Annotated in this window: 21 protein-coding genes and 1 other annotated feature; all 21 genes read right to left on the bottom strand. The window is 31.1% G+C overall.

Annotated features, from left to right (window positions below):
• Positions 1–101: 101 nt before the first annotated feature.
• Positions 102–1,529: a glutamate--cysteine ligase gene (locus AC0GLR_RS03715; RefSeq protein ID WP_495604151.1), complete on the bottom strand. Its 1,428-nt coding sequence runs from the start codon at positions 1,527–1,529 to the stop codon at positions 102–104.
• Positions 1,530–1,657: 128 nt separating this feature from the next.
• Complete coding sequence (gene rpmF, locus AC0GLR_RS03720) at positions 1,658–1,840, bottom strand: 50S ribosomal protein L32 (RefSeq protein WP_054646245.1); 183 nt, start codon at positions 1,838–1,840, stop codon at positions 1,658–1,660.
• A 41-nt stretch (positions 1,841–1,881) separates the two neighbouring features.
• Positions 1,882–2,436 (bottom strand): DUF177 domain-containing protein, encoded by a 555-nt coding sequence (locus tag AC0GLR_RS03725; protein ID WP_495604152.1) that lies wholly within the window; start codon positions 2,434–2,436, stop codon positions 1,882–1,884.
• 77 nt (positions 2,437–2,513) lie between these two features.
• Positions 2,514–3,647 (bottom strand): nucleotidyltransferase, encoded by a 1,134-nt coding sequence (locus AC0GLR_RS03730; RefSeq protein ID WP_495604153.1) that lies wholly within the window; start codon positions 3,645–3,647, stop codon positions 2,514–2,516.
• Positions 3,647–4,384 (bottom strand): class I SAM-dependent DNA methyltransferase, encoded by a 738-nt coding sequence (locus tag AC0GLR_RS03735; RefSeq protein ID WP_495604154.1) that lies wholly within the window; start codon positions 4,382–4,384, stop codon positions 3,647–3,649. Before AC0GLR_RS03735 ends, AC0GLR_RS03730 begins: the two co-directional genes overlap by 1 nt.
• Before the next feature lie 2 nt (positions 4,385–4,386).
• On the bottom strand, positions 4,387–4,746 hold the full coding sequence (rsfS, locus tag AC0GLR_RS03740; RefSeq protein WP_495604155.1) for a ribosome silencing factor: 360 nt from the start codon (positions 4,744–4,746) through the stop codon (positions 4,387–4,389).
• Between the two features lie 8 nt (positions 4,747–4,754).
• Complete coding sequence (yqeK, locus tag AC0GLR_RS03745; RefSeq protein ID WP_495604156.1) at positions 4,755–5,357, bottom strand: bis(5'-nucleosyl)-tetraphosphatase (symmetrical) YqeK; 603 nt, start codon at positions 5,355–5,357, stop codon at positions 4,755–4,757.
• A complete protein-coding gene (locus AC0GLR_RS03750; protein WP_495604157.1) occupies positions 5,350–5,922 on the bottom strand; it encodes a nicotinate-nucleotide adenylyltransferase in 573 nt (190 codons plus the stop codon). The genes yqeK and AC0GLR_RS03750 overlap by 8 nt, the downstream gene beginning before the upstream one ends.
• Positions 5,923–5,931: 9 nt before the next feature.
• Positions 5,932–6,243, bottom strand: coding sequence for a ribosome assembly RNA-binding protein YhbY (gene yhbY, locus AC0GLR_RS03755; RefSeq protein WP_056997631.1), 312 nt, complete (start codon positions 6,241–6,243; stop codon positions 5,932–5,934).
• A gap of 11 nt (positions 6,244–6,254) precedes the next feature.
• Positions 6,255–7,397, bottom strand: coding sequence for a ribosome biogenesis GTPase YqeH (yqeH, locus tag AC0GLR_RS03760; protein ID WP_495604158.1), 1,143 nt, complete (start codon positions 7,395–7,397; stop codon positions 6,255–6,257).
• On the bottom strand, positions 7,397–7,924 hold the full coding sequence (locus AC0GLR_RS03765; protein WP_056997633.1) for a YqeG family HAD IIIA-type phosphatase: 528 nt from the start codon (positions 7,922–7,924) through the stop codon (positions 7,397–7,399). Before AC0GLR_RS03765 ends, yqeH begins: the two co-directional genes overlap by 1 nt.
• 129 nt (positions 7,925–8,053) lie before the next feature.
• Positions 8,054–8,407: a 50S ribosomal protein L20 gene (gene rplT / locus AC0GLR_RS03770; RefSeq protein WP_054646252.1), complete on the bottom strand. Its 354-nt coding sequence runs from the start codon at positions 8,405–8,407 to the stop codon at positions 8,054–8,056.
• Positions 8,408–8,430: 23 nt separating this feature from the next.
• Positions 8,431–8,625: a 50S ribosomal protein L35 gene (rpmI, locus tag AC0GLR_RS03775; RefSeq protein ID WP_054646253.1), complete on the bottom strand. Its 195-nt coding sequence runs from the start codon at positions 8,623–8,625 to the stop codon at positions 8,431–8,433.
• A gap of 34 nt (positions 8,626–8,659) precedes the next feature.
• Positions 8,660–9,166: a translation initiation factor IF-3 gene (gene infC / locus AC0GLR_RS03780; protein ID WP_054646254.1), complete on the bottom strand. Its 507-nt coding sequence runs from the start codon at positions 9,164–9,166 to the stop codon at positions 8,660–8,662.
• 42 nt (positions 9,167–9,208) lie between these two features.
• Positions 9,209–9,331, bottom strand: a sequence feature (ribosomal protein L20 leader region).
• A 17-nt stretch (positions 9,332–9,348) separates the two neighbouring features.
• The gene (gene thrS, locus AC0GLR_RS03785) at positions 9,349–11,322 is read right to left on the bottom strand and encodes a threonine--tRNA ligase (RefSeq protein WP_495604159.1); all 1,974 of its coding nucleotides are present in this window, start codon (positions 11,320–11,322) and stop codon (positions 9,349–9,351) included.
• Positions 11,323–11,578: 256 nt separating this feature from the next.
• A complete protein-coding gene (gene dnaI, locus AC0GLR_RS03790; RefSeq protein ID WP_495604160.1) occupies positions 11,579–12,505 on the bottom strand; it encodes a primosomal protein DnaI in 927 nt (308 codons plus the stop codon).
• Complete coding sequence (locus AC0GLR_RS03795; RefSeq protein WP_495604161.1) at positions 12,505–13,860, bottom strand: DnaD domain protein; 1,356 nt, start codon at positions 13,858–13,860, stop codon at positions 12,505–12,507. Before AC0GLR_RS03795 ends, dnaI begins: the two co-directional genes overlap by 1 nt.
• On the bottom strand, positions 13,847–14,341 hold the full coding sequence (gene nrdR, locus AC0GLR_RS03800) for a transcriptional regulator NrdR (RefSeq protein WP_495604162.1): 495 nt from the start codon (positions 14,339–14,341) through the stop codon (positions 13,847–13,849). The genes AC0GLR_RS03795 and nrdR overlap by 14 nt, the downstream gene beginning before the upstream one ends.
• A gap of 5 nt (positions 14,342–14,346) precedes the next feature.
• On the bottom strand, positions 14,347–14,919 hold the full coding sequence (gene coaE / locus AC0GLR_RS03805) for a dephospho-CoA kinase (RefSeq protein WP_495604163.1): 573 nt from the start codon (positions 14,917–14,919) through the stop codon (positions 14,347–14,349).
• Complete coding sequence (gene mutM, locus AC0GLR_RS03810; RefSeq protein ID WP_495604164.1) at positions 14,912–15,754, bottom strand: DNA-formamidopyrimidine glycosylase; 843 nt, start codon at positions 15,752–15,754, stop codon at positions 14,912–14,914. Before mutM ends, coaE begins: the two co-directional genes overlap by 8 nt.
• Before the next feature lie 15 nt (positions 15,755–15,769).
• Positions 15,770–18,460: a DNA polymerase I gene (polA, locus tag AC0GLR_RS03815; protein ID WP_495604165.1), complete on the bottom strand. Its 2,691-nt coding sequence runs from the start codon at positions 18,458–18,460 to the stop codon at positions 15,770–15,772.
• Positions 18,461–18,501 lie beyond the last annotated feature (41 nt).

Raw genomic sequence — 18,501 nt, forward strand, 5'->3', positions numbered from 1 at the left:
TATGAATTGTACCACGTTTAACAACATAAATATAGAAATGAATGATAGCCAAATAACATTAAAAATCATTCATTATAAATATAAGTCAATCTAGTTAACAATTATATATAGTTAAGTAAATTTTTATTTTGGGATAGTTCATGTTTCTTACCATTAATACTAACGATTAAATTATCATCATTATTTATCTTAACTTTAAATCCGAGTTTATGTGCTTGAATATAACTTTGAATTAAATTTTTTGGTATTCCTGGGAATTTTTCTACTAACGTTTCTCTAGAAAAATCATTTTTATATTTAAGTCCTTGTTCAATTCCAAATTTTTCTAATGATCCATTACGAATAAATGGCATTAATTGCCCAGCAACTGTCCTCTTAGGATTTAAGATATCTGTACGTGCTGATTTTACTGTTTGTTCTAGTTGAGATTGTAAATTTTTTGGAGCATTTTTTACAATAGAATCTAATCGATTCAATAATTCTAGTGCTTTATTTTTTAAATCAACTGACAAATCATCATATGGATGTTGTAAGGCGGTATATTGATTATCATAATGTGCCTGATTTAATTCTGACTTATTCCAACTTTTATCAGTAATCAATTCATCAATGACCAATAAATGAACAAAATTCAATGATTGAAGTGTAACTCCATTGATTGAAAATGGATTATCATCAAAAATCCTAAATTCAACGTATTTTGCTCCTTTTTTAATTACATCTTCTATTTTATTAGTACCTTTCAAACGAACCGGACCATAAAACTCACTAGAACTACTTAACTTACCATCATTTACTGAATTAACTATATCATTAATAAAACCCTCTAAAGTTGCATAAGAAACACGAACATCTGGAAAATTAGTATAACCATATTCACTAGCACGAATCGAGCGAAAGGGTTCCTTTTGGCGAATATTTTGAGGAATAGTATCATTTAAGTTCTCACTAACTGGCGTTGCACCAAATAAATAAGTTAAAAGCCAACGATATCCAACAATTTGTTGACCAATTTTAAACAATAGTTCATTTTTCGCTTTTTTTATTGATTTAATTTGATGCTTTTTTTGAAAATTATCAACTATCTTTTCATTTGGGGAATAATTGACATGAACGCCCGCAATTAACTGTCTATATGGACCATATTTATGCATTAAATTGTCTAGATATGCTTGATACCAAGGACGATTTTTGGATGTAGTTTTTAAAAATATTAAATCTGTCGATGTTAGTTTGGGTGGCATTGATAATGGCCAAATAATTTCGTTTTTCTGTAAATCATTTTGTAAAATAGATTGTAATGAATGTAAATGATTAATAACTTTTTCATTCGTTGGCTGCGGTGCGGTTACTAATTCTTCCATACATTCAGTAAAGTCATTTTGAAAATATGGTTGACTGCGACGGTTTCCTAAATCTTTAGGATGTTTATAACGGGATAAACTATTAATTTTTAAATCAAAGCGATTACCTTCAATTTCGATTCCCATTAATCCTGTAAATAATGAATGATATATATCAGAGTTCATTTTAATTGCACCACCTTATTTTTAATTAAGTGTAATTACTAGTTAAACATTAGTCAATCCATTAGTAAAAAAATATATAAAAAAAGAACTTCGAAAACCCATGGTGTTTTCGAAGTTCTTTAATTTAATTAGTTACTTTTTTTAGCAACTACTTCTTTACCATCGTAATATCCACAACTAGGACATACGTAGTGTGATTTGCGGAGTTCACCACAATTAGGACATGGACTCATGCCAGGAACTGACAATTTAATGTGTCCACGACGATTATCTCTTCTTGATTTAGAAGTTTTTCTCTTTGGTACAGCCATTATTAATAACCTCCCTTTACTTAATTTCCACTAGTGAATTATTAAGTTTCGTCATTATCAGAAGAATAAAAATTCTTCAAACTTGCGAAACGTGGATCAACTTTTTTAGCATTCTCCTTTTGATGGTCAAAATCATCTTCAGAAATAACATTCCAGTCATTTCCAGATGGCATTTGTTTTCCATTCTTTTCATCTGGAGAAAGAACTTGCATTGGAATTTGGACAATCACATTGTCCACAACAGCCTTATCAAAATCAATCATTCCAGATTCATCAATTAACAAAGCCACCACCTCTTCATCGTAACGATTTAAAGCAGCTTTTGTATTTACATAAACTTCATTAACATGAAAATCTAGCGGCATATTAACTGGCACTAACGATCTTGAAGATGGAACAGTAATACTTCCCTTAATGTCTGCATCAATAACTACATCGCTCTCATCGGCAATAATTGAAACTGAAACATTAAATGGGGTTGCATCTAAAATTTCATCTGGATATCGTTCTTTTAAAGTCTGTTTTAAATCAAGGACTGCAGATTCCTCGTAAGGTTTGTCTTTATATCCTTGTAAATTTTCAAAGGACCATTTCATAAAATAACCTCCAATGCAACAGTTTCAATTATACTTAGAAAAAAATTCAATGTCAAGGACTGCTCCTTGATAGCTATTCATTCTACTATTATTGAATGTTGTAACAAATCTTGTTGCTTTCCATTAACCATACCTGTTAAAATGCCAGCTTTGCCCTCTAAATAAAGTTGGTTTTCAAAAACATTTTTATCTATTTTTGAAATAATTGGAACCGGACATTCATGTTTAATTTGCTTTAAATATTGCCGTCCAATTTGATTTGTTCCTAAAATTCTAAGACAACTACCACATTCATTTATATTTTGGGTTGTCATTTTAAATAAAACATAAACGCATAGTCTTTGAATTCTAGTATAGGTATATCTTTTACTTTTAACTGCATTAACAAATTCAGTAAAAGTGTTAGCATTAATTACCATTTTCTTGAAACGATATTCTAGCCCATCAGTCATTTGATAAATTTTTTTTAAATCAGATAATGAAATTTGGGTAATTTCATATTTTAAATATGGCCAAAAATTATCCCAAAATAATGGCTTTAAATTATTAGGATTAATAGATGATTGGGGAAGATAATTTAAATAATCAATTTGTTGATTTTTAATTGCCAATCTAATCGATTTTCCGCTTGAAATTTGCTTTAACAAATATTCATCACTATGATTACTTTCTTTTCGATCAATTGGAACTAATTCTAAATTAGAATTAAATTTTTGAGCTGCTTGAGCATACCAAAATCCTAACGTATCATTAGGGTTATTAATTTTCAATCCTAAATTTTCTCGAAGATATTGACTAAACATTTCGGGATACGTTTTTCGATAGTCTTTGGCAAAAGATAACTCAAAATTTAAATCAGTATTTTTAAATTGATTAAAATCCCAATCAGCATGTTCACTTCCAAAAGATAAAAACGAACATTGTAGATAGTTAATTAATTTAACCGCTTGAGTAGCAAAGATACTAGCTGGTTGTACTGCAGCTTGAATTGGTAATTCTACTACTAAGTCAACCCCATTATCCAATGCCATTTGTGTACGTGCCCATTTATCAAAAATTGCAGGTTCCCCCCGTTGGGTCCAATTACTGCTCATTACAACTACTACTAGATCAGCATTAGTTTTTTCTCTCGCGGTCTGCAGTTGAAATAAATGTCCGTTATGAAATGGATCATATTCAGCAATAATTCCTACTGCTTTTAATTTTTCCATTATGCTTTCTCACAAACAAAAAACCAACGAGTAGTTTCATCATCAATTTTTTGCTCCCCAAAATCACTTGTCACTTTAATATTTTTAAATCCTGCTAATTTTAAAGCATTTTTATATTCAGTTAATTCATAAGTTCGTTCTTTATGTGTTTCACTGTATTCATCATAAGCATTAATTTTTTCATTATATTCAAAAAATGATAAATCATGTTCAACAGAGTGACTTTGTTTTCCAACATACGTTGTCCACATAAAAGCATGATCTTGATCACGAAAATTATACATATATCCCGGATATTTAATATCAGTTTGATAAGGGGTAATTACATCAAACAAAAATTTACCCTCCTGCTTTAAATGCCCATGGACTTGACGAAACATCTCTTGTACTTCTTCAATATTATTTAGATAACAAATTGAGTCGTCAAAACACATAATATCATTAAAATTAGTTAAACCATTTAAATCTAACATATTAGCTTGAATCAATTCGGTATTCAAAAAATCATGTTCAGATAAATGCATTTGTGCAATTGTCAACATGTCATCAGATAAATCGACTCCTACTACTTGATAATTTGCTTGCTTTAAAAGAACAAGTAGACGCCCAGTTCCACAAGCTAAATCTAATAAGTAATCATCTTTGTTAACATTATTAGCAACAAAAGAAAACCAACGATTATATAATTGATTATCAAATAACTCATCGTAAAATGTTGCAAACTTACTGTAAATCATTTTTAATCCTCAGCTATCCAATCAGATATGTCCTCAACTGTTGCGTCTGCCCATAATTTTTCTAAGTTATAAAATTCACGTGTTTCTGAGGTAAAGACATGAACGATTACATCTCCCAAATCAATCAGAATCCATTTAGCATTATCTTTTCCTTCTAAATGAATAATTTTTACATGATTTTCATTTAAATGGTCAATAATATTATTAGAAATTGCTTTAACTTGTCGATCAGAACTAGCGTCCATAATAACAAAATATCTTCCCATAACACTGAGTTTCTCAATATTGAGAACTTCAATATCATGTGCTCTTCTTTCATCAGCAGCCTTAACTATTATTTGCAAAATTTCTTGATTATTCATAAATTCTCCTATCTAATTCCTGCTACAATCGAATTATAAGCAACAACTGCAGCCGGATAAATTGCTTTTCCTTTTTTAATTAGAAAATCCATTGTATTTTGGTTTTGGTATACTACGCCTTTCCATAAATCATCGTGCGTCAAACGACGTGCTTCATCAACTCCAGCAAAATTCCGATTAGGTTCAATATAATCCGCCATGTATACAATTTGAGTACAAATATCCATATAAGGAGCAGCAATTGTATGATATTTAATCGCGTCTAAAATTCGAATGTCATTAATACCCAGTTCATGTTGCACAAATAAATAACCGACATATCCATGCCAAATTGATTTCCCGTAATTTAACAAGTTAGGGTCTAAATGATATTCATAAATAGCTTTTTCAAAATCGTTTGAGGAACGTTGTTTAGCATAATCATGAACCAATCCTGCTAACCCAGCTACAGTTTCATCAAAGTTATTTTCTTTAGCTAAATCGATTGCAACCTGCTCAACTCTTAAACAATGTTCAAACCGATCATTTTTTAAAACTTTTTTCATTTTTGCAATAATTTCTTCTCTACTATACGATGAATATTTTTGATAATCTAATTTATTTTCATTCATAAAGATGATGCTCCTTAATATAAGTTAAAACTTTATCTGGAACTAAATATCTAATGTTTTTATGATTTTTAATACTATTTCGTATGAATGTAGATGAAATAGCAATGGTTGGTACTGTAATCCATTTCACTGGATATTTTGAAGTATAAGGATTGCCTTGACGATTAACTCCAACAAATGTAACTAATGAAAGTAAATCATTAATTCGATACCATTTTGGCAAGTACGATACCATATCTCCACCAATAATAAAATAATATTCATTCATCGGATGTGAGTGTGTTAGTTTGATCATCGTATCATAACTATAACTTTTTCCACCACGCTCTATTTCATTCATTTCAATCTCAAATTGCGGATTATTTTCAATGGCTAAATTAATCATATTAACTCGATCTTTTGCAGCAATTGCTGTTTTAGCATCAATATGTGGCGGAATAAAATCGGGCATAAAATATACTTTATCTAGTTGTAATTGTGCTAACGCTTGCTCGCCAATCACAAGATGGCCTATATGAATTGGATTAAATGTACCGCCTAATATACCTATTTTTTTATGTTTCATTTGATACTCCTACAAGTTAAAAACCCCATTGGAAATATCACGATGAGCAGGATTATTTGATTGATTAAATAATAAAACAGTTTTTCCAATTGTTTGAACTACTTGAATTTCACTATTATCTTCCACAAATTGTTTCACATCATCAACATCAACGTCCGCACTTTGCTGAATACTTATCTTCACCAACTCACGTTTATTTACTGCTTGAATAACTTCATTCAACCAAACCTCATTTAATCCATTTTTTCCAACCGAAAAAATTGGACGAAGATGATTGGCATTTGCTCGTAAAAATCTTTTTTGTTTTCCAGTTAATTTCATATATTCTCCTTTTAAAACATTGATTTACGAATTAAGACAGCTACACCTTTGGGAGCCCATCCTGCTATAATTGATCCTTTAGGAACAGTTATCCAACCTAATCCCTCAATTACTAAATCTGACGTGTCCGTTACTTTAAATTCATGTCGTTGTAATGGAATAACATTTTCTTTTCCAGTTGGTGGATTTAACAATTCTCCTGCATGTTTTTCAAAAAACTCATCAGCATTTTCCAACTTGGTTCTATGAATCATTAAATTATTATCAGCATAAACTACAAAACCTGCTTTTGGTCCTTTAATATAATCAAAACGACCCAATGCACCTAAAAATAATGTTTGTCCTTCATTAAGTTGATAAGAACGTGGCTTGATTGTTTTTTGTGGTGAAACATACTTTAAGTCTTTAGGAGATAAGTAATGTGCCATCTGACTTTCATGAATAATTCCTGGAGTATCAACCAAATAATGTCCATTGTCTAATGGAATTTTAATCATATCAAGCGTTGTTCCAGGAAATTTTGAAGTTGTAATTAATTGTTTTTCTCCAGAACTTTGATGAATGATTTGATTAATAAGGGTAGATTTACCAACATTGGTAACTCCAACTACATATACATCACGATTCTTTTCATACTTATTAATTGCATCTAATAAATTATCCACAGATTGATTAGTTTTAGCAGAAGCCAATTCAATATCAATTGGTTTAATTCCTGCCTTATTTACCATTTGTCGAAGCCAGTCTTTTACTTTTGTTCTTTTGAATGATGAGGGCAATAAATCAACTTTATTACCCACTACCATAATAGGATTATCTCCAACAAAACGTTGAATTCCCGGTATAATACTTCCATTAACATCAAAAATATCTACTACATATACAATCAATGAATCGGTTTTTCCAATTTTACTTAATAATTCCAAAAAATCATCATCAGAAATACTGACAGGTTGAATTTCATTATAATGACGTAATTTAAAACATCGCTGACAATATAACTCACCTGATTCTAAACCTTTTTCAACCGCAGATTGCGGTGTATATCCAGGTTCTTTAGGGTTAGTGGTTTGAATCTCTGCCCCACAACCAATACAATATAATGATTCATCGTTCGTCTCTTCATTAATAATTGCTTCATCATTTTTTTTCATTAATCAATATCCTCTTTCCATTTCAAGTCAGAATATTTATTTTGGAGCATTTTATAAACAATCGCTTCAAAATAGCGATTGATTTTAGTTGGTAACATATCACTAGATTTTAATGGTTTTACCCAAATACTAGCAATTCCACAATTATTTGCTGCCCAAATGTCAGTCATTAATTGATCCCCCACCATCACCACTTGATTTTTTTTAAGATGATAACTTTTTAAAGTTTTTTTGATTCCAATCCCAAGTGGTTTTAAAGCATGTGAAACAAATGGTAGTTGTAAATCTTTCACAGCAACTCTGACTCTTTTAGGATCATTATTAGATACGACAATGACTTTAATACCATAACTATGCAACTTATCAATCCATTTGATAACTTTTTCTGTGCCAGTAGCATTATTCCAAGGGATTAAAGTATTATCAAGATCCGTCAAAATTGTATTAATTCCGTGCTTCTTTAATTTTTCAGGTGAAATATGATAAATACTTTGTACCATCCACGTTGGCTTAAAAGATGATAACATAACAAACCTACTCTCTTCGCTAAATTTACTTACTTTATTTTAAAGCATTTGGATATGAATTGGGAAGATTCTAATAAAAAAACCTCCACCAACATAAAATGGTGAAAGTTTAAAATAAGATTTATTTTATTATAAAGCCTTTTTAGCTTGTTCAGCTAATGCAGCAAAAGCATCTGCATCATTAACAGCTAAATCAGCTAACATTTTACGATTCATATCGATATTAGCTTCTTTTAAACCATGCATAAGTTTGCTGTAACTAATATCATTAATTCTAGCTGCTGCATTAATTCTTGCAATCCAAATTTTTCTAAAATTACCTTTATTATTACGACGATCACGGAAAGCATATTCCTGTGACTTCATTACTTGATCTTTAGCTGTTTTAAAAAGACGATGTTTTCCACCGCGGTATCCTTTAGCTAATTTAAGAACACGTTTACGACGGTTACGTGTAGCAGTTCCACCTTTTACTCGTGGCATATTAAAATCCCCCTAAGATTAAATTATTTTCTTAATAGTTCAGTATAGGTCTTAACCCAAATTTTACTAAGCGTGTGTGTTCCACGTAAATGTCTACGTTGTTTCTTAGTTTTACCGTGGAATCTATGGTCAGTAAAGGCATGTGCACTTTTAAGTCCACCTTTAGAAGTTTTCTTAAATCTTTTAGCAACCGCACGATTTGATTTCATCTTTGGCATAACAATTTCCTCCTCATTAATTAGCTATTTAGAGCTAGTTTTTTCTTTTATTACTTGGTGCAAGCATTAAGAACATACTACGGCCATCCATTTTTGCTCTCTGAGTTACTGTTGCAATATCAGAAGTTGCATCAGCCATTCTATTAAGAACCTGACGTCCAATTTCTTTATGCGTAATGGCACGTCCTTTAAATCTAATTGAAACTCTAACTTTTTCACCTTTATTTAAAAATTTCTGTGCATTTTTAAGTTTAGTATTAAAGTCGTTAGTGTCAATTGTAGGACTTAAACGAATTTCTTTAAGACTAACAGTCTTTTGCTTTTTACGAGCTTCACGCTCTTTCTTTTGCCGATTAAAACGATACTTACCATAATCAAGTATTTTTGCAACCGCTGGCTTTGCATTAGGAGCTACAAGTACTAAATCAAGATTAGCATCCTCCGCCATTTGTAAAGCATCTTGCTTTGACTTCAGCCCAAGTTTATTACCATTATCATCAATAATCATCATTTCATGAGCTCGAATACCTTCATTGACCATTTGATCTCTCTTTGCTATGGTGGTTCACCTCCAAGTATATTTAAAGCAGAAAAATAGCGGGTATTCAGCTGAATACCCGCTACACCTATTAATAGGTCATTAATCCGTAAAAGCCCAGCAATCATTATCACTAAGGCGAGAAGCGGGAAGCCTCTGCTTTTATCTATTTAATAATATCAAGATTATTTAACTTTGTCAACCTTACTATTATCTTTTTTGTCATTTCGTGAATAAGTAGAAATATCTTTAAGAATTTCAATCAAAAAGTCATCCATTGATAAGTCACGACTATTATCTTCTCCATATTTACGAACAGAAATGGTATTGTTTTTAACTTCATCATCACCAACAACAATTGTATATGGTATTTTATGAGTTTGGGCATCTCGGATTAAATATCCCATTTTTTCACTTCGTTCATCAACATTAGAACGAATATTAACTGCACGTAATTTTTCGTTGATAGTTCTAGCATAATCACCGTGTTTATCGTCACTAACGGGGATGATTTGCACTTGTTTAGGTGCTAACCAAGTTGGAAAGGCTCCTTTATACATTTCAATCAAGTAAGCAGTAAATCTTTCCATGGTTGATACAATCCCACGATGAATCATAACGGGACGATGTTCTTTACCATCTTCACCAACATAATGAAGATCAAATCGTTCTGGTAACATGAAATCTAACTGGATAGTTGATAAGGTTTCCTCATTGCCAAGTGCAGTCTTGGTTTGAACATCGAGTTTTGGACCATAAAATGCTGCTTCACCTTCAGCTTCTACATAATCTAAACCAAGATCATCCATAGCACCTTTCAACATTGACTGAGCCTTATTCCACATTTCATCATCATCAAAATACTTTTCAGTATTCTTTGGATCACGGTAACTTAATCGGAAAGTATAGTTATCGATATCAAAATCTTTGTATACTTCCATCATTAAATTAAGAATTTTTTTAAATTCATCTTGGATTTGATCCAAACTTACAAATGTGTGTCCATCGTTCAAGGTCATTTCACGAACTCGTTGTAATCCACTCAAAGCTCCTGATTTTTCATAACGATGCATCATTCCTAATTCAGCAATTCGCAAAGGTAATTCACGATATGAACGAATATGATGTTTGTAAATCTGAATATGAGAAGGACAATTCATTGGACGCAATTCAAGCATTTCATCATCATCCATTTCCATTGGTGGAAACATATCTTCTCGATAGTGATCCCAATGACCTGATTGTTTATATAAATCAAGATTAGCCAAAACAGGAGTATAAACATGTTGATATCCATGAGAGATTTCTTTGTCTGTAATATATCTTTCAATCGTACGACGAATAGTAGCACCATTTGGCATCCAATATGGTAAACCAGCTCCAACTTTAGGGTCTACAAAGAATAAATCAAGATTATTACCAATTACACGATGATCACGTTCTTTTGCTTCTTGACGTTGTTGTAAATCTGCTTTTAATTCGGCTTCTTTATAAAAAGCAGTTCCATAAATTCTTTGTAACATTGGATTGGAAGATTTCCCTTCCCAATAAGCGCCAGCAACTGACAATAATTTAAAATGTTTTAAATCTTTTAAACTAGGAGCTACTACTCCTTGTGACAAAGTTAAAATACCATCAATATCATAAAATAATACATTATCTGAATTAATCTTATTAATTAATTCAGCTTGATATGGATCACCATCAACTTCTTTAAGTGCATCTTCTTTACTTAAATAAACTCGCTTTACACTTGCATCATTTTTAATAACTTTTTTCATTTTTTCAGCAAGAGTATCTAATTCATCAGCACTAACCTGACGGTCTTCTTTATCAGTGTCAACATAAAAACCATCTTCATCAGCTGAAATTTCACCAATTCTTATTTCAGGAAACTCTTTTTTTACTACAGCTTCTAATAATTGTGCTGCCCCTTGACGTAATACTTGAAGTCCATCTTGAGTTCCAGAAGTAATAATTTCAATCTTGCCGCCTTGATTCAAAGGTTGCATTACATCAACTAATTTTCCATCAACCTTACCAGCAACAGCTTTTTTAGCTAAACTAACAGAAATTGATTTAGCAATTTCTTCAACAGTAATTCCACGATCAAATTCTTTTTTGTTTCCATCAGGAAATTCAAATGTTAACTCTGCCATGCTATTTTCCTCCTATAAAAAATGCCCCTGGTATTATAATACCAGGGGCGTCATTAGACGCGGTTCCACCCAAATTTATTCATAAAAATATGAATATCTTCGTTAACCACATATTAATTTTTGATTTAGTAAGGTGGTAAAATAATAAAATCAACAAACAGTTTCCAGAATATACTGTTCTCTCTGTGAATCAATTATTATTCCATATCCTTATTGACATTTTAACTATCAGTCATATGGATGTCAAGCTATAATCTTAATTATTTCTACGATTCCGGCCTCCAACTTGAATTGGACGAGCTAAAAATTTAATTCTTTCCATTAATCGCTTGGCTTTTAAAGGTTCTACATCGCCTCGAGAGGTAGTTGAAAGATGTTCTTGTTCTAATTGTTCCATTGAAAAATTAGAACTAAAAAATGTTGGTAGCTCATGCTGCATCCGATATTCTAAAATAACACCTAAAATATCATCTCTAATCCAAGTAGACATTGAATCTGCACCAATGTCATCAATTATTAAAACTGGAATCTTTTTAACACTATCCAATTTATCTGCCACCTGGTTATTGTTAATAGCATTTTTAATATCAACTGCAAAACTCGGAAAATGAAGCAATAATGTTTGAAATCCATCATCAGATAGACGATGAGCAACCGCAGCTAATAAATATGTTTTACCTACTCCAAATGGACCATAGAAATAAAGTGCTTTATGAAATGATTTAGGATTAGTTTCGTAATCTTGAATAAAATCAATTGAAGTTTCAAGAGCAACTGCTCTGTCAGCTGTTTGTTCATAATCATCTAAATTGACATTTTTGATATCTGCTGTCATTCCAACTGTTTTAAAATTTTTAGCTAATTTTTTTTGTCTTTCTAAGCTTAGATGCTCTTTTGTTGGCTGATATGATACGTCAATCAAGTGATCATTTAAAATTAAAGTCGGCTGATATCCCTTAGCAAAATTGCCATTTCCGTTTACTAACTTTTTCTTTTCATTAACGAACTCATACAATTTTGAAGCAGACTTTTCAACTGCATTTTTATCAAGTTTATTTTGATTTATTTTTAAAAAATTTTTTACGTCATCATCATCATATACACTATTTAAAATTTCTCGATAATGTTGTTTTAAATTATGAGATTCCATTGTTCGTTTTAATTCTTTTCCAACATCTTCCACTACTTTTCACTCCCCTCATCTTTTTTTAATTGTTTTAATTTGTCAGCAATTTTATGTTGTTGTTCTTTTGAAATAACCTCATCTTTAACAAATTTAGCATCGTTTTGAGCCCAATCAGGCAATGTTTCTTTAATATTATTTTTTCGCTGATTTTGTTTTTTTCTAGCAACTTTTTTCTCATCAATTTTACTATCACGTGTTTTAATCTCGTTAAGAGCTTGACTTGCACTATTAATATCTTGTTGCGACCAGTCATTAGCAATCGTATCAACTAAATTTTTATTTAAAGTAGGATAGTCCCTATCAACGAGTAACAAATAAATCAGTATATTTACTACTTCGCTTTTTAAAACATTTCTCTCGACTAGTTGACTGATTGTACGTTCTTCAGAAGAAGTTGCAAAACCTTTTTTTTCTTTTTTAAGTGAATTTAAAAATACAAGTGGAGCTGTAGTTTGTGCAATTTTAACCAACTGTTGTTCTTGAATAGTTAAAGATTCAATCTCTGACACATTATTTTTAACAACAACTGGATCATCATCCTGACTAACTGGATTAAATTGAATTTGATGAGCACGTGAAATTAATATTTTGAACTTTTGCACATCAAAATGATTATTTACTAAGCTGGTTGCTTTTTCAATTATTTTAGCCATTTCAACTTCATCAGTACCATATAATAATTTTGTTGAACTAAACAAAGATTTGTTTTTTTTCACATCATCTATATTTACAAATGAATTTTGTAAAATAGTTAATATCAAATCAAAATCCAAATTATTAAAATTGTCAGACTGATTCCGTTTATCTAAAGTGCCTTCCGTATAATCATGGACTTGTTTAATCATATTTGGTTGGTTCGTAATATTTTCTGAATGAATTGAAAATGCCTGTAAAAAATTATGTGTTTGATCATCAAAAGCAGAAAAATCAAATTGCTTAGGTAATAATTTATGTGATAGATTCAGGAATTGAGATTCCCCGACCATCTCTAAAAGCACTTCACTTAAAAGATTATCATTAAAAAATCGTACACTAGACAAAGGATTTTCTAAAAGATATTTGTCACTTCCAGATTCGTCAACATAAACTTTTAATAGCCCAGAACCCTCTAATTTTAATCTAGCATTATATAATTCATTTCCATCGACTCCAAGATTAGACATCAATTCAAAATGTTCGTGTTCGCGATCATCACTATGCCAAAGCTGATTAATCAAAGCATAAGCGTTATTTCCAATAATTGGCAAATACAATTCATCTAAACTTTGTCGATTCTGGTTATCTAATGGTTGATGCTTAAAAACATGATAGTTAGTTTTAGGATTAATAATCTTATTGTTAGTTATGTCCATTTGTTTGCTCTTCTGATTCTGTAGAATCACCCATTAGTTCTTTCATTTTACTATAAAATTCGTTCATATCTTTAAACTGACGATAAACACTAGCAAAACGAATATAAGCAATTTCATCTACTTTTTTTAATCCTGCCATTACGTATTTCCCAATAGCTTCACTTGAAACCTCATGACTCCCAGTATCTTGATTCTCAATATTTTTTTCTGTTTCAGACACAATCTTGTTCATCTGTTCCATTGACACCGGTCTTTTTTCACAAGATCTAATAATACCACGAAGAATTTTTTCTGAACTAAATTCTTCACGAGCTCCATCTTTTTTAACTACTAACATTGGTGTATCTTCAATTGTTTCAAAAGTAGTAAACCGATGTCCACATTTTTCACATTCACGACGTCGCCTAATTGCTTTTCTACTCTCAATTGGTCGACTCTCAATAACTTTTGATGAAGTATGGAAACACTTTGGACATTTCATTCATCTCACCTCAGTTTATCTAACCATTTTAATACTTGCTGCTTTAAATCTATAAATCCGTTGGAACTATCGATTAATTCATCAGCTAATTCTTTTTTTAAAGATTGCGGCCATTGAGCTGAAATTAATTGATTAGCTTTACTAATAGAAATATTATCACGTTTTTGTAGTCGACTCATCTGAATTACCGGATCACAAGTTATCATTAAAACATTATCAGTCATAATTTGAAATCCATTTTCAAACAAAGTTGGAGCGTCAAGAATTGTTAAACGACCTTTAGTATTTTTTTCAATTAATTTAAATAAAAAGGGATTAATTATTCTTACTAATGCTCTCATTTTACTAGGATTACTAAATACAATTTTTCCTAATTTATGCCGATCAACACTTCCAGAGCTAACAACATCTTTTCCAAAACATTTCCCTATAATTTCAATGACTTCTTGATTATGATTTTCTAAATCATGAGTCATTTTATCTAAATCAAGAACTGGAATGCCTTCTTTTTCAATTATTCTTGCAACTGTTGATTTACCAGTTGCTATACTTCCGGTTAATCCAATTATTTTAGTCACTTAAATCACCATGAATAGTTTGGCAGGTGGGACAAAATGTAGTACCACGCTGGGCCACTTTAATTTTTTTCATCACAGTTCCACAACGTTCGCATTTTTCTCCTTTTTTACCATATGCATGCAATTGATTTTGAAACTCTCCTGCTTTCCCATAGGCATTAGAATATGAATGAACGGTAGTCCCATGACCTTTAATTGCTGCAGCGATTTCTTTAATAATATTTTCACGTAATAATTCAATTTCTGAGTCACTTAAATAATTTGTTTGTTGTTCTGGGTTAATCTTAGACATCCATAGTACTTCATCACAATAAATATTACCCAATCCAGCTAAATTAGACTGATCCAACAAAAATGCCTTAATTTTACGATGGGATTTATGCAACTGATGTTTTAAATAATCAAATTTCAAATTTTCATCAGTTGGCTCAGGTCCAATTTTATTTAAACCTGATAAATCAAAGACGTTTTCGTTTTTAACCAAATACATTTTTCCAAACATTCTTGTATCTTTATAGCGTAACTCTCGTCCATCAGTTAAATGAAAAACAATATTAGTATGCTTAGGACGCTCTGTACCTTCAGGTTGAATCTCATATTTACCTTCCATTCGCAAATGAGAAACCAACGTTAAATCATCGCTTAAACGAAATAAGAGATATTTTCCACGGCGTTCAATTTTAATAATTTCTTTTCCAGCTAATTTTTCTTTAAATTCTTCTGGTGAAACATTTAACATCTTAGGATAAATAACTTCAACAGATTTAATTTTTGCTCCCGCAACTAAATTCATTAATCCTTTACGAACTGTTTCTACTTCTGGTAATTCTGGCATCATTACACCTACTGTCTATTTTTTAATATCATACCAATTATCGCCATAATGGCTTTCAACTTTTAACGGAACATTAAAATCAACATCTGAATTTTGTAACAGAGGACTCGTCTTCACAATTGAGTCCATCACTTTTGGAACTAATTTTTCTAATTTTGGAATTTCTGCTTCTGGAGCTTCAAATATTAATTCGTCATGAATTTGAAGCAACATTTTAGCTTTCATTCCTTTCTCTTTTAAAATCTGTTGCATTTTAATCATAGCAGCTTTGATAATATCAGCTGCACTTCCTTGAATAGGTGAGTTCATTGCAATTCTTTCAGCAAATTGACGTTGTTGAAATCGCTTTGAATTAATTTCTGGAATGTATCTTCGCCTTTTAGAAATTGTCTCAACATAACCATTTTTTTTAGCAAATTCAACAATATCTTCAGTATATTGCTTTACTTCTGGGTATTCTTTGAAATATTTATCAATGAATTTTTTAGCATCTTTTGGAGAAATACCTGTATTATGGGCTAATCCATATGAGCTAATTCCATAAACAATTCCAAAGTTTACTGCCTTAGCTTGTCTTCTTAGTTCAGGAGTTACTTCTGCATCATCAGCCAACTCAAATATTCTGCGTGCTGTGACAGCATGAATATCTTCTCCACTATCAAAAGCCGCTTTCATATTTTTATCCCCTGATATCGCAGCCAAAACCCGCAATTCAATTTGCGAATAATCAGAAGAAAATAATTTCCACCCCTTATGACTAGGTACAAAAGCTTCTCGAATCTTTCGACCTTCCTCAGTTCGAACCGGTATGTTTTGTAAGTTTGGATCAACAGACGATAATCTTCCAGTTTGCGTAAGAGTTTGAAGATATCTTGTATGCACCTTTTGATCTTTGCCAATATCACTTTTAATTCCGTCGATGTAAGTAGAAATTAATTTGGTTAACTGACGATAAATCAAAATATTATCAATGATTGGATAATCAGGAGCAAGTTTTTCCAAAATATCTACAGAAGTGGAATAACCAGTTTTAGTTTTCTTTAAGATTGGTAATCCCATTTTTTCAAATAAAATATTACCCAACTGCTTTGGTGAACCAATGTTAAATTCTTCTCCAGCTTCTTGATAGATGGTTTGTTTTAATTCTGAAACTCGTTCAGTAAATTTACTCTTTAATTCTTCCAACTTATCAACATCGACAGTAATACCCTCAATTTCCATTTCACTCAAAACTTGTGAAAGGGGCAACTCTAACAGACGATACAAATCAGTTTGTTGATGTTTTTCTAAATCTATTAACATTTCATCTTTTAATTTACTAATAGCCAAAGCTTTGCGAGTCATATGCTCATAAAGAATTTTATCATCAGGTACCTTAATACTTTTTCCCTTACCATAAATATCTTGATCAGGTAAAACACCATCATATCCATGTCGATTAGCTACTTCACCAATATCATCGGCATTATCCAACGTATTTAACAAATATGAAACTAACAACATATCAAAATCGACACCATTTAAAGTAACATTATTTCGATGCAAACCAACAATCTGTGATTTGTTATCAAATACATTTTTCTTAATTGAAGAATTTTCTAATAAATTTTTAACATTTTCATTTTGTAACAAATTTAAATCTTTACTAACAAACCATTTTTCCCCATTGCCAATTACTAAACCAATTTGTTTTGCATTATGATAATTCATAGTTAACATTTCTAGATTAAAAGTTAAATTATCACCAAGTTGATTTAAATCGTTACTATTTGCTTCTGTTAAGATTTCGTAATTGACGTTTGGAAGCTTATGTTCTGAACTAGATTCATCACTTTTAAAATCTTTTAAAAAAGATTTAAACCCCATTTTTTTATAAAAATCAATCAACTCTTCTTGATTTAAACCTTGATATGCTAAATCGGATAATTTAATTTCCAATGGTACATTTCGATCAATAGTAGCTAATTTTTTTGACAAAAAGGCCTGATTCTGATCATTTTCTAAATGTTCTTTTAGCTTCTTCCCTGATACCTCATCCAAATGTTGATAAAGATTTTCAATCGTTCCAAACTGTTTAATTAACTTAATTGCAGTTTTGGGTCCAACTTTTTCAACTCCAGGATAGTTATCAGAATTATCACCTTGAAGGCCTTTTATATCAATAATCTGACTAGGCTTTATTCCCAAAGTTTTTTCCACGTATTTAGGAGTGTATGCTTCAATATCACTAACTCCTTTTTTAGAAACAGCAACAGTTGTTTTTTCTGAACAAAGCTGAGTCAAATCACGATCTCCAGTTATTATCTCAACTTGGTATCCTTCTGACTCCGCATTTTGTGCCATAGTTCCAATAATATCATCAGCTTCATAATTTTTTAATTCATATGTTTTAATCCCACGAGCGTGCAATAAATCCATTACATAAGGAAATTGTTCTTTTAATTCTTCTGGCATCTTAGCTCGACCAGCTTTGTAATCATCGTACATTTTTGTTCTGAAAGTTGTTTTACCAGCATCAAAAGCCGCTAAAATAGCAGTTGGTTTAACCTTTGCCAAAATATCATCCAACATACGGTTAAAACCATAGATAGCATTTGTATGTAACCCATCATGATTAGTAAAACGATCAAGTGACGTATATAATGCAAAAAAAGCTTTATAGGTAAGTGAGTTACCATCAATTAATAATAATTTTTTGTCGGACATAAATGCAACTCCTCTAGGAATATTTGCTGATATTCAATATC

The organism is Fructilactobacillus sp. YLN 2412 (assembly GCF_059488745.1).

Excerpts from the sequence above, each read along its gene's own strand:
- AC0GLR_RS03715 (WP_495604151.1), bottom strand. The coding sequence starts at position 1,529 with ATGAACTCTGATATATATCATTCATTATTTACAGGATTAATGGGAATC.
- rpmF (WP_054646245.1), bottom strand. The coding sequence starts at position 1,840 with ATGGCTGTACCAAAGAGAAAAACTTCTAAATCAAGAAGAGATAATCGT.
- AC0GLR_RS03725 (WP_495604152.1), bottom strand. The coding sequence starts at position 2,436 with ATGAAATGGTCCTTTGAAAATTTACAAGGATATAAAGACAAACCTTAC.
- AC0GLR_RS03730 (WP_495604153.1), bottom strand. The coding sequence starts at position 3,647 with ATGGAAAAATTAAAAGCAGTAGGAATTATTGCTGAATATGATCCATTT.
- AC0GLR_RS03735 (WP_495604154.1), bottom strand. The coding sequence starts at position 4,384 with ATGATTTACAGTAAGTTTGCAACATTTTACGATGAGTTATTTGATAAT.
- rsfS (WP_495604155.1), bottom strand. The coding sequence starts at position 4,746 with ATGAATAATCAAGAAATTTTGCAAATAATAGTTAAGGCTGCTGATGAA.
- yqeK (WP_495604156.1), bottom strand. The coding sequence starts at position 5,357 with ATGAATGAAAATAAATTAGATTATCAAAAATATTCATCGTATAGTAGA.
- AC0GLR_RS03750 (WP_495604157.1), bottom strand. The coding sequence starts at position 5,922 with ATGAAACATAAAAAAATAGGTATATTAGGCGGTACATTTAATCCAATT.
- yhbY (WP_056997631.1), bottom strand. The coding sequence starts at position 6,243 with ATGAAATTAACTGGAAAACAAAAAAGATTTTTACGAGCAAATGCCAAT.
- yqeH (WP_495604158.1), bottom strand. The coding sequence starts at position 7,397 with ATGAAAAAAAATGATGAAGCAATTATTAATGAAGAGACGAACGATGAA.
- AC0GLR_RS03765 (WP_056997633.1), bottom strand. The coding sequence starts at position 7,924 with ATGTTATCATCTTTTAAGCCAACGTGGATGGTACAAAGTATTTATCAT.
- rplT (WP_054646252.1), bottom strand. The coding sequence starts at position 8,407 with ATGCCACGAGTAAAAGGTGGAACTGCTACACGTAACCGTCGTAAACGT.
- rpmI (WP_054646253.1), bottom strand. The coding sequence starts at position 8,625 with ATGCCAAAGATGAAATCAAATCGTGCGGTTGCTAAAAGATTTAAGAAA.
- infC (WP_054646254.1), bottom strand. The coding sequence starts at position 9,166 with ATGGTCAATGAAGGTATTCGAGCTCATGAAATGATGATTATTGATGAT.
- thrS (WP_495604159.1), bottom strand. The coding sequence starts at position 11,322 with ATGGCAGAGTTAACATTTGAATTTCCTGATGGAAACAAAAAAGAATTT.
- AC0GLR_RS03795 (WP_495604161.1), bottom strand. The coding sequence starts at position 13,860 with ATGGACATAACTAACAATAAGATTATTAATCCTAAAACTAACTATCAT.
- nrdR (WP_495604162.1), bottom strand. The coding sequence starts at position 14,341 with ATGAAATGTCCAAAGTGTTTCCATACTTCATCAAAAGTTATTGAGAGT.
- mutM (WP_495604164.1), bottom strand. The coding sequence starts at position 15,754 with ATGCCAGAATTACCAGAAGTAGAAACAGTTCGTAAAGGATTAATGAAT.
- polA (WP_495604165.1), bottom strand. The coding sequence starts at position 18,460 with ATGTCCGACAAAAAATTATTATTAATTGATGGTAACTCACTTACCTAT.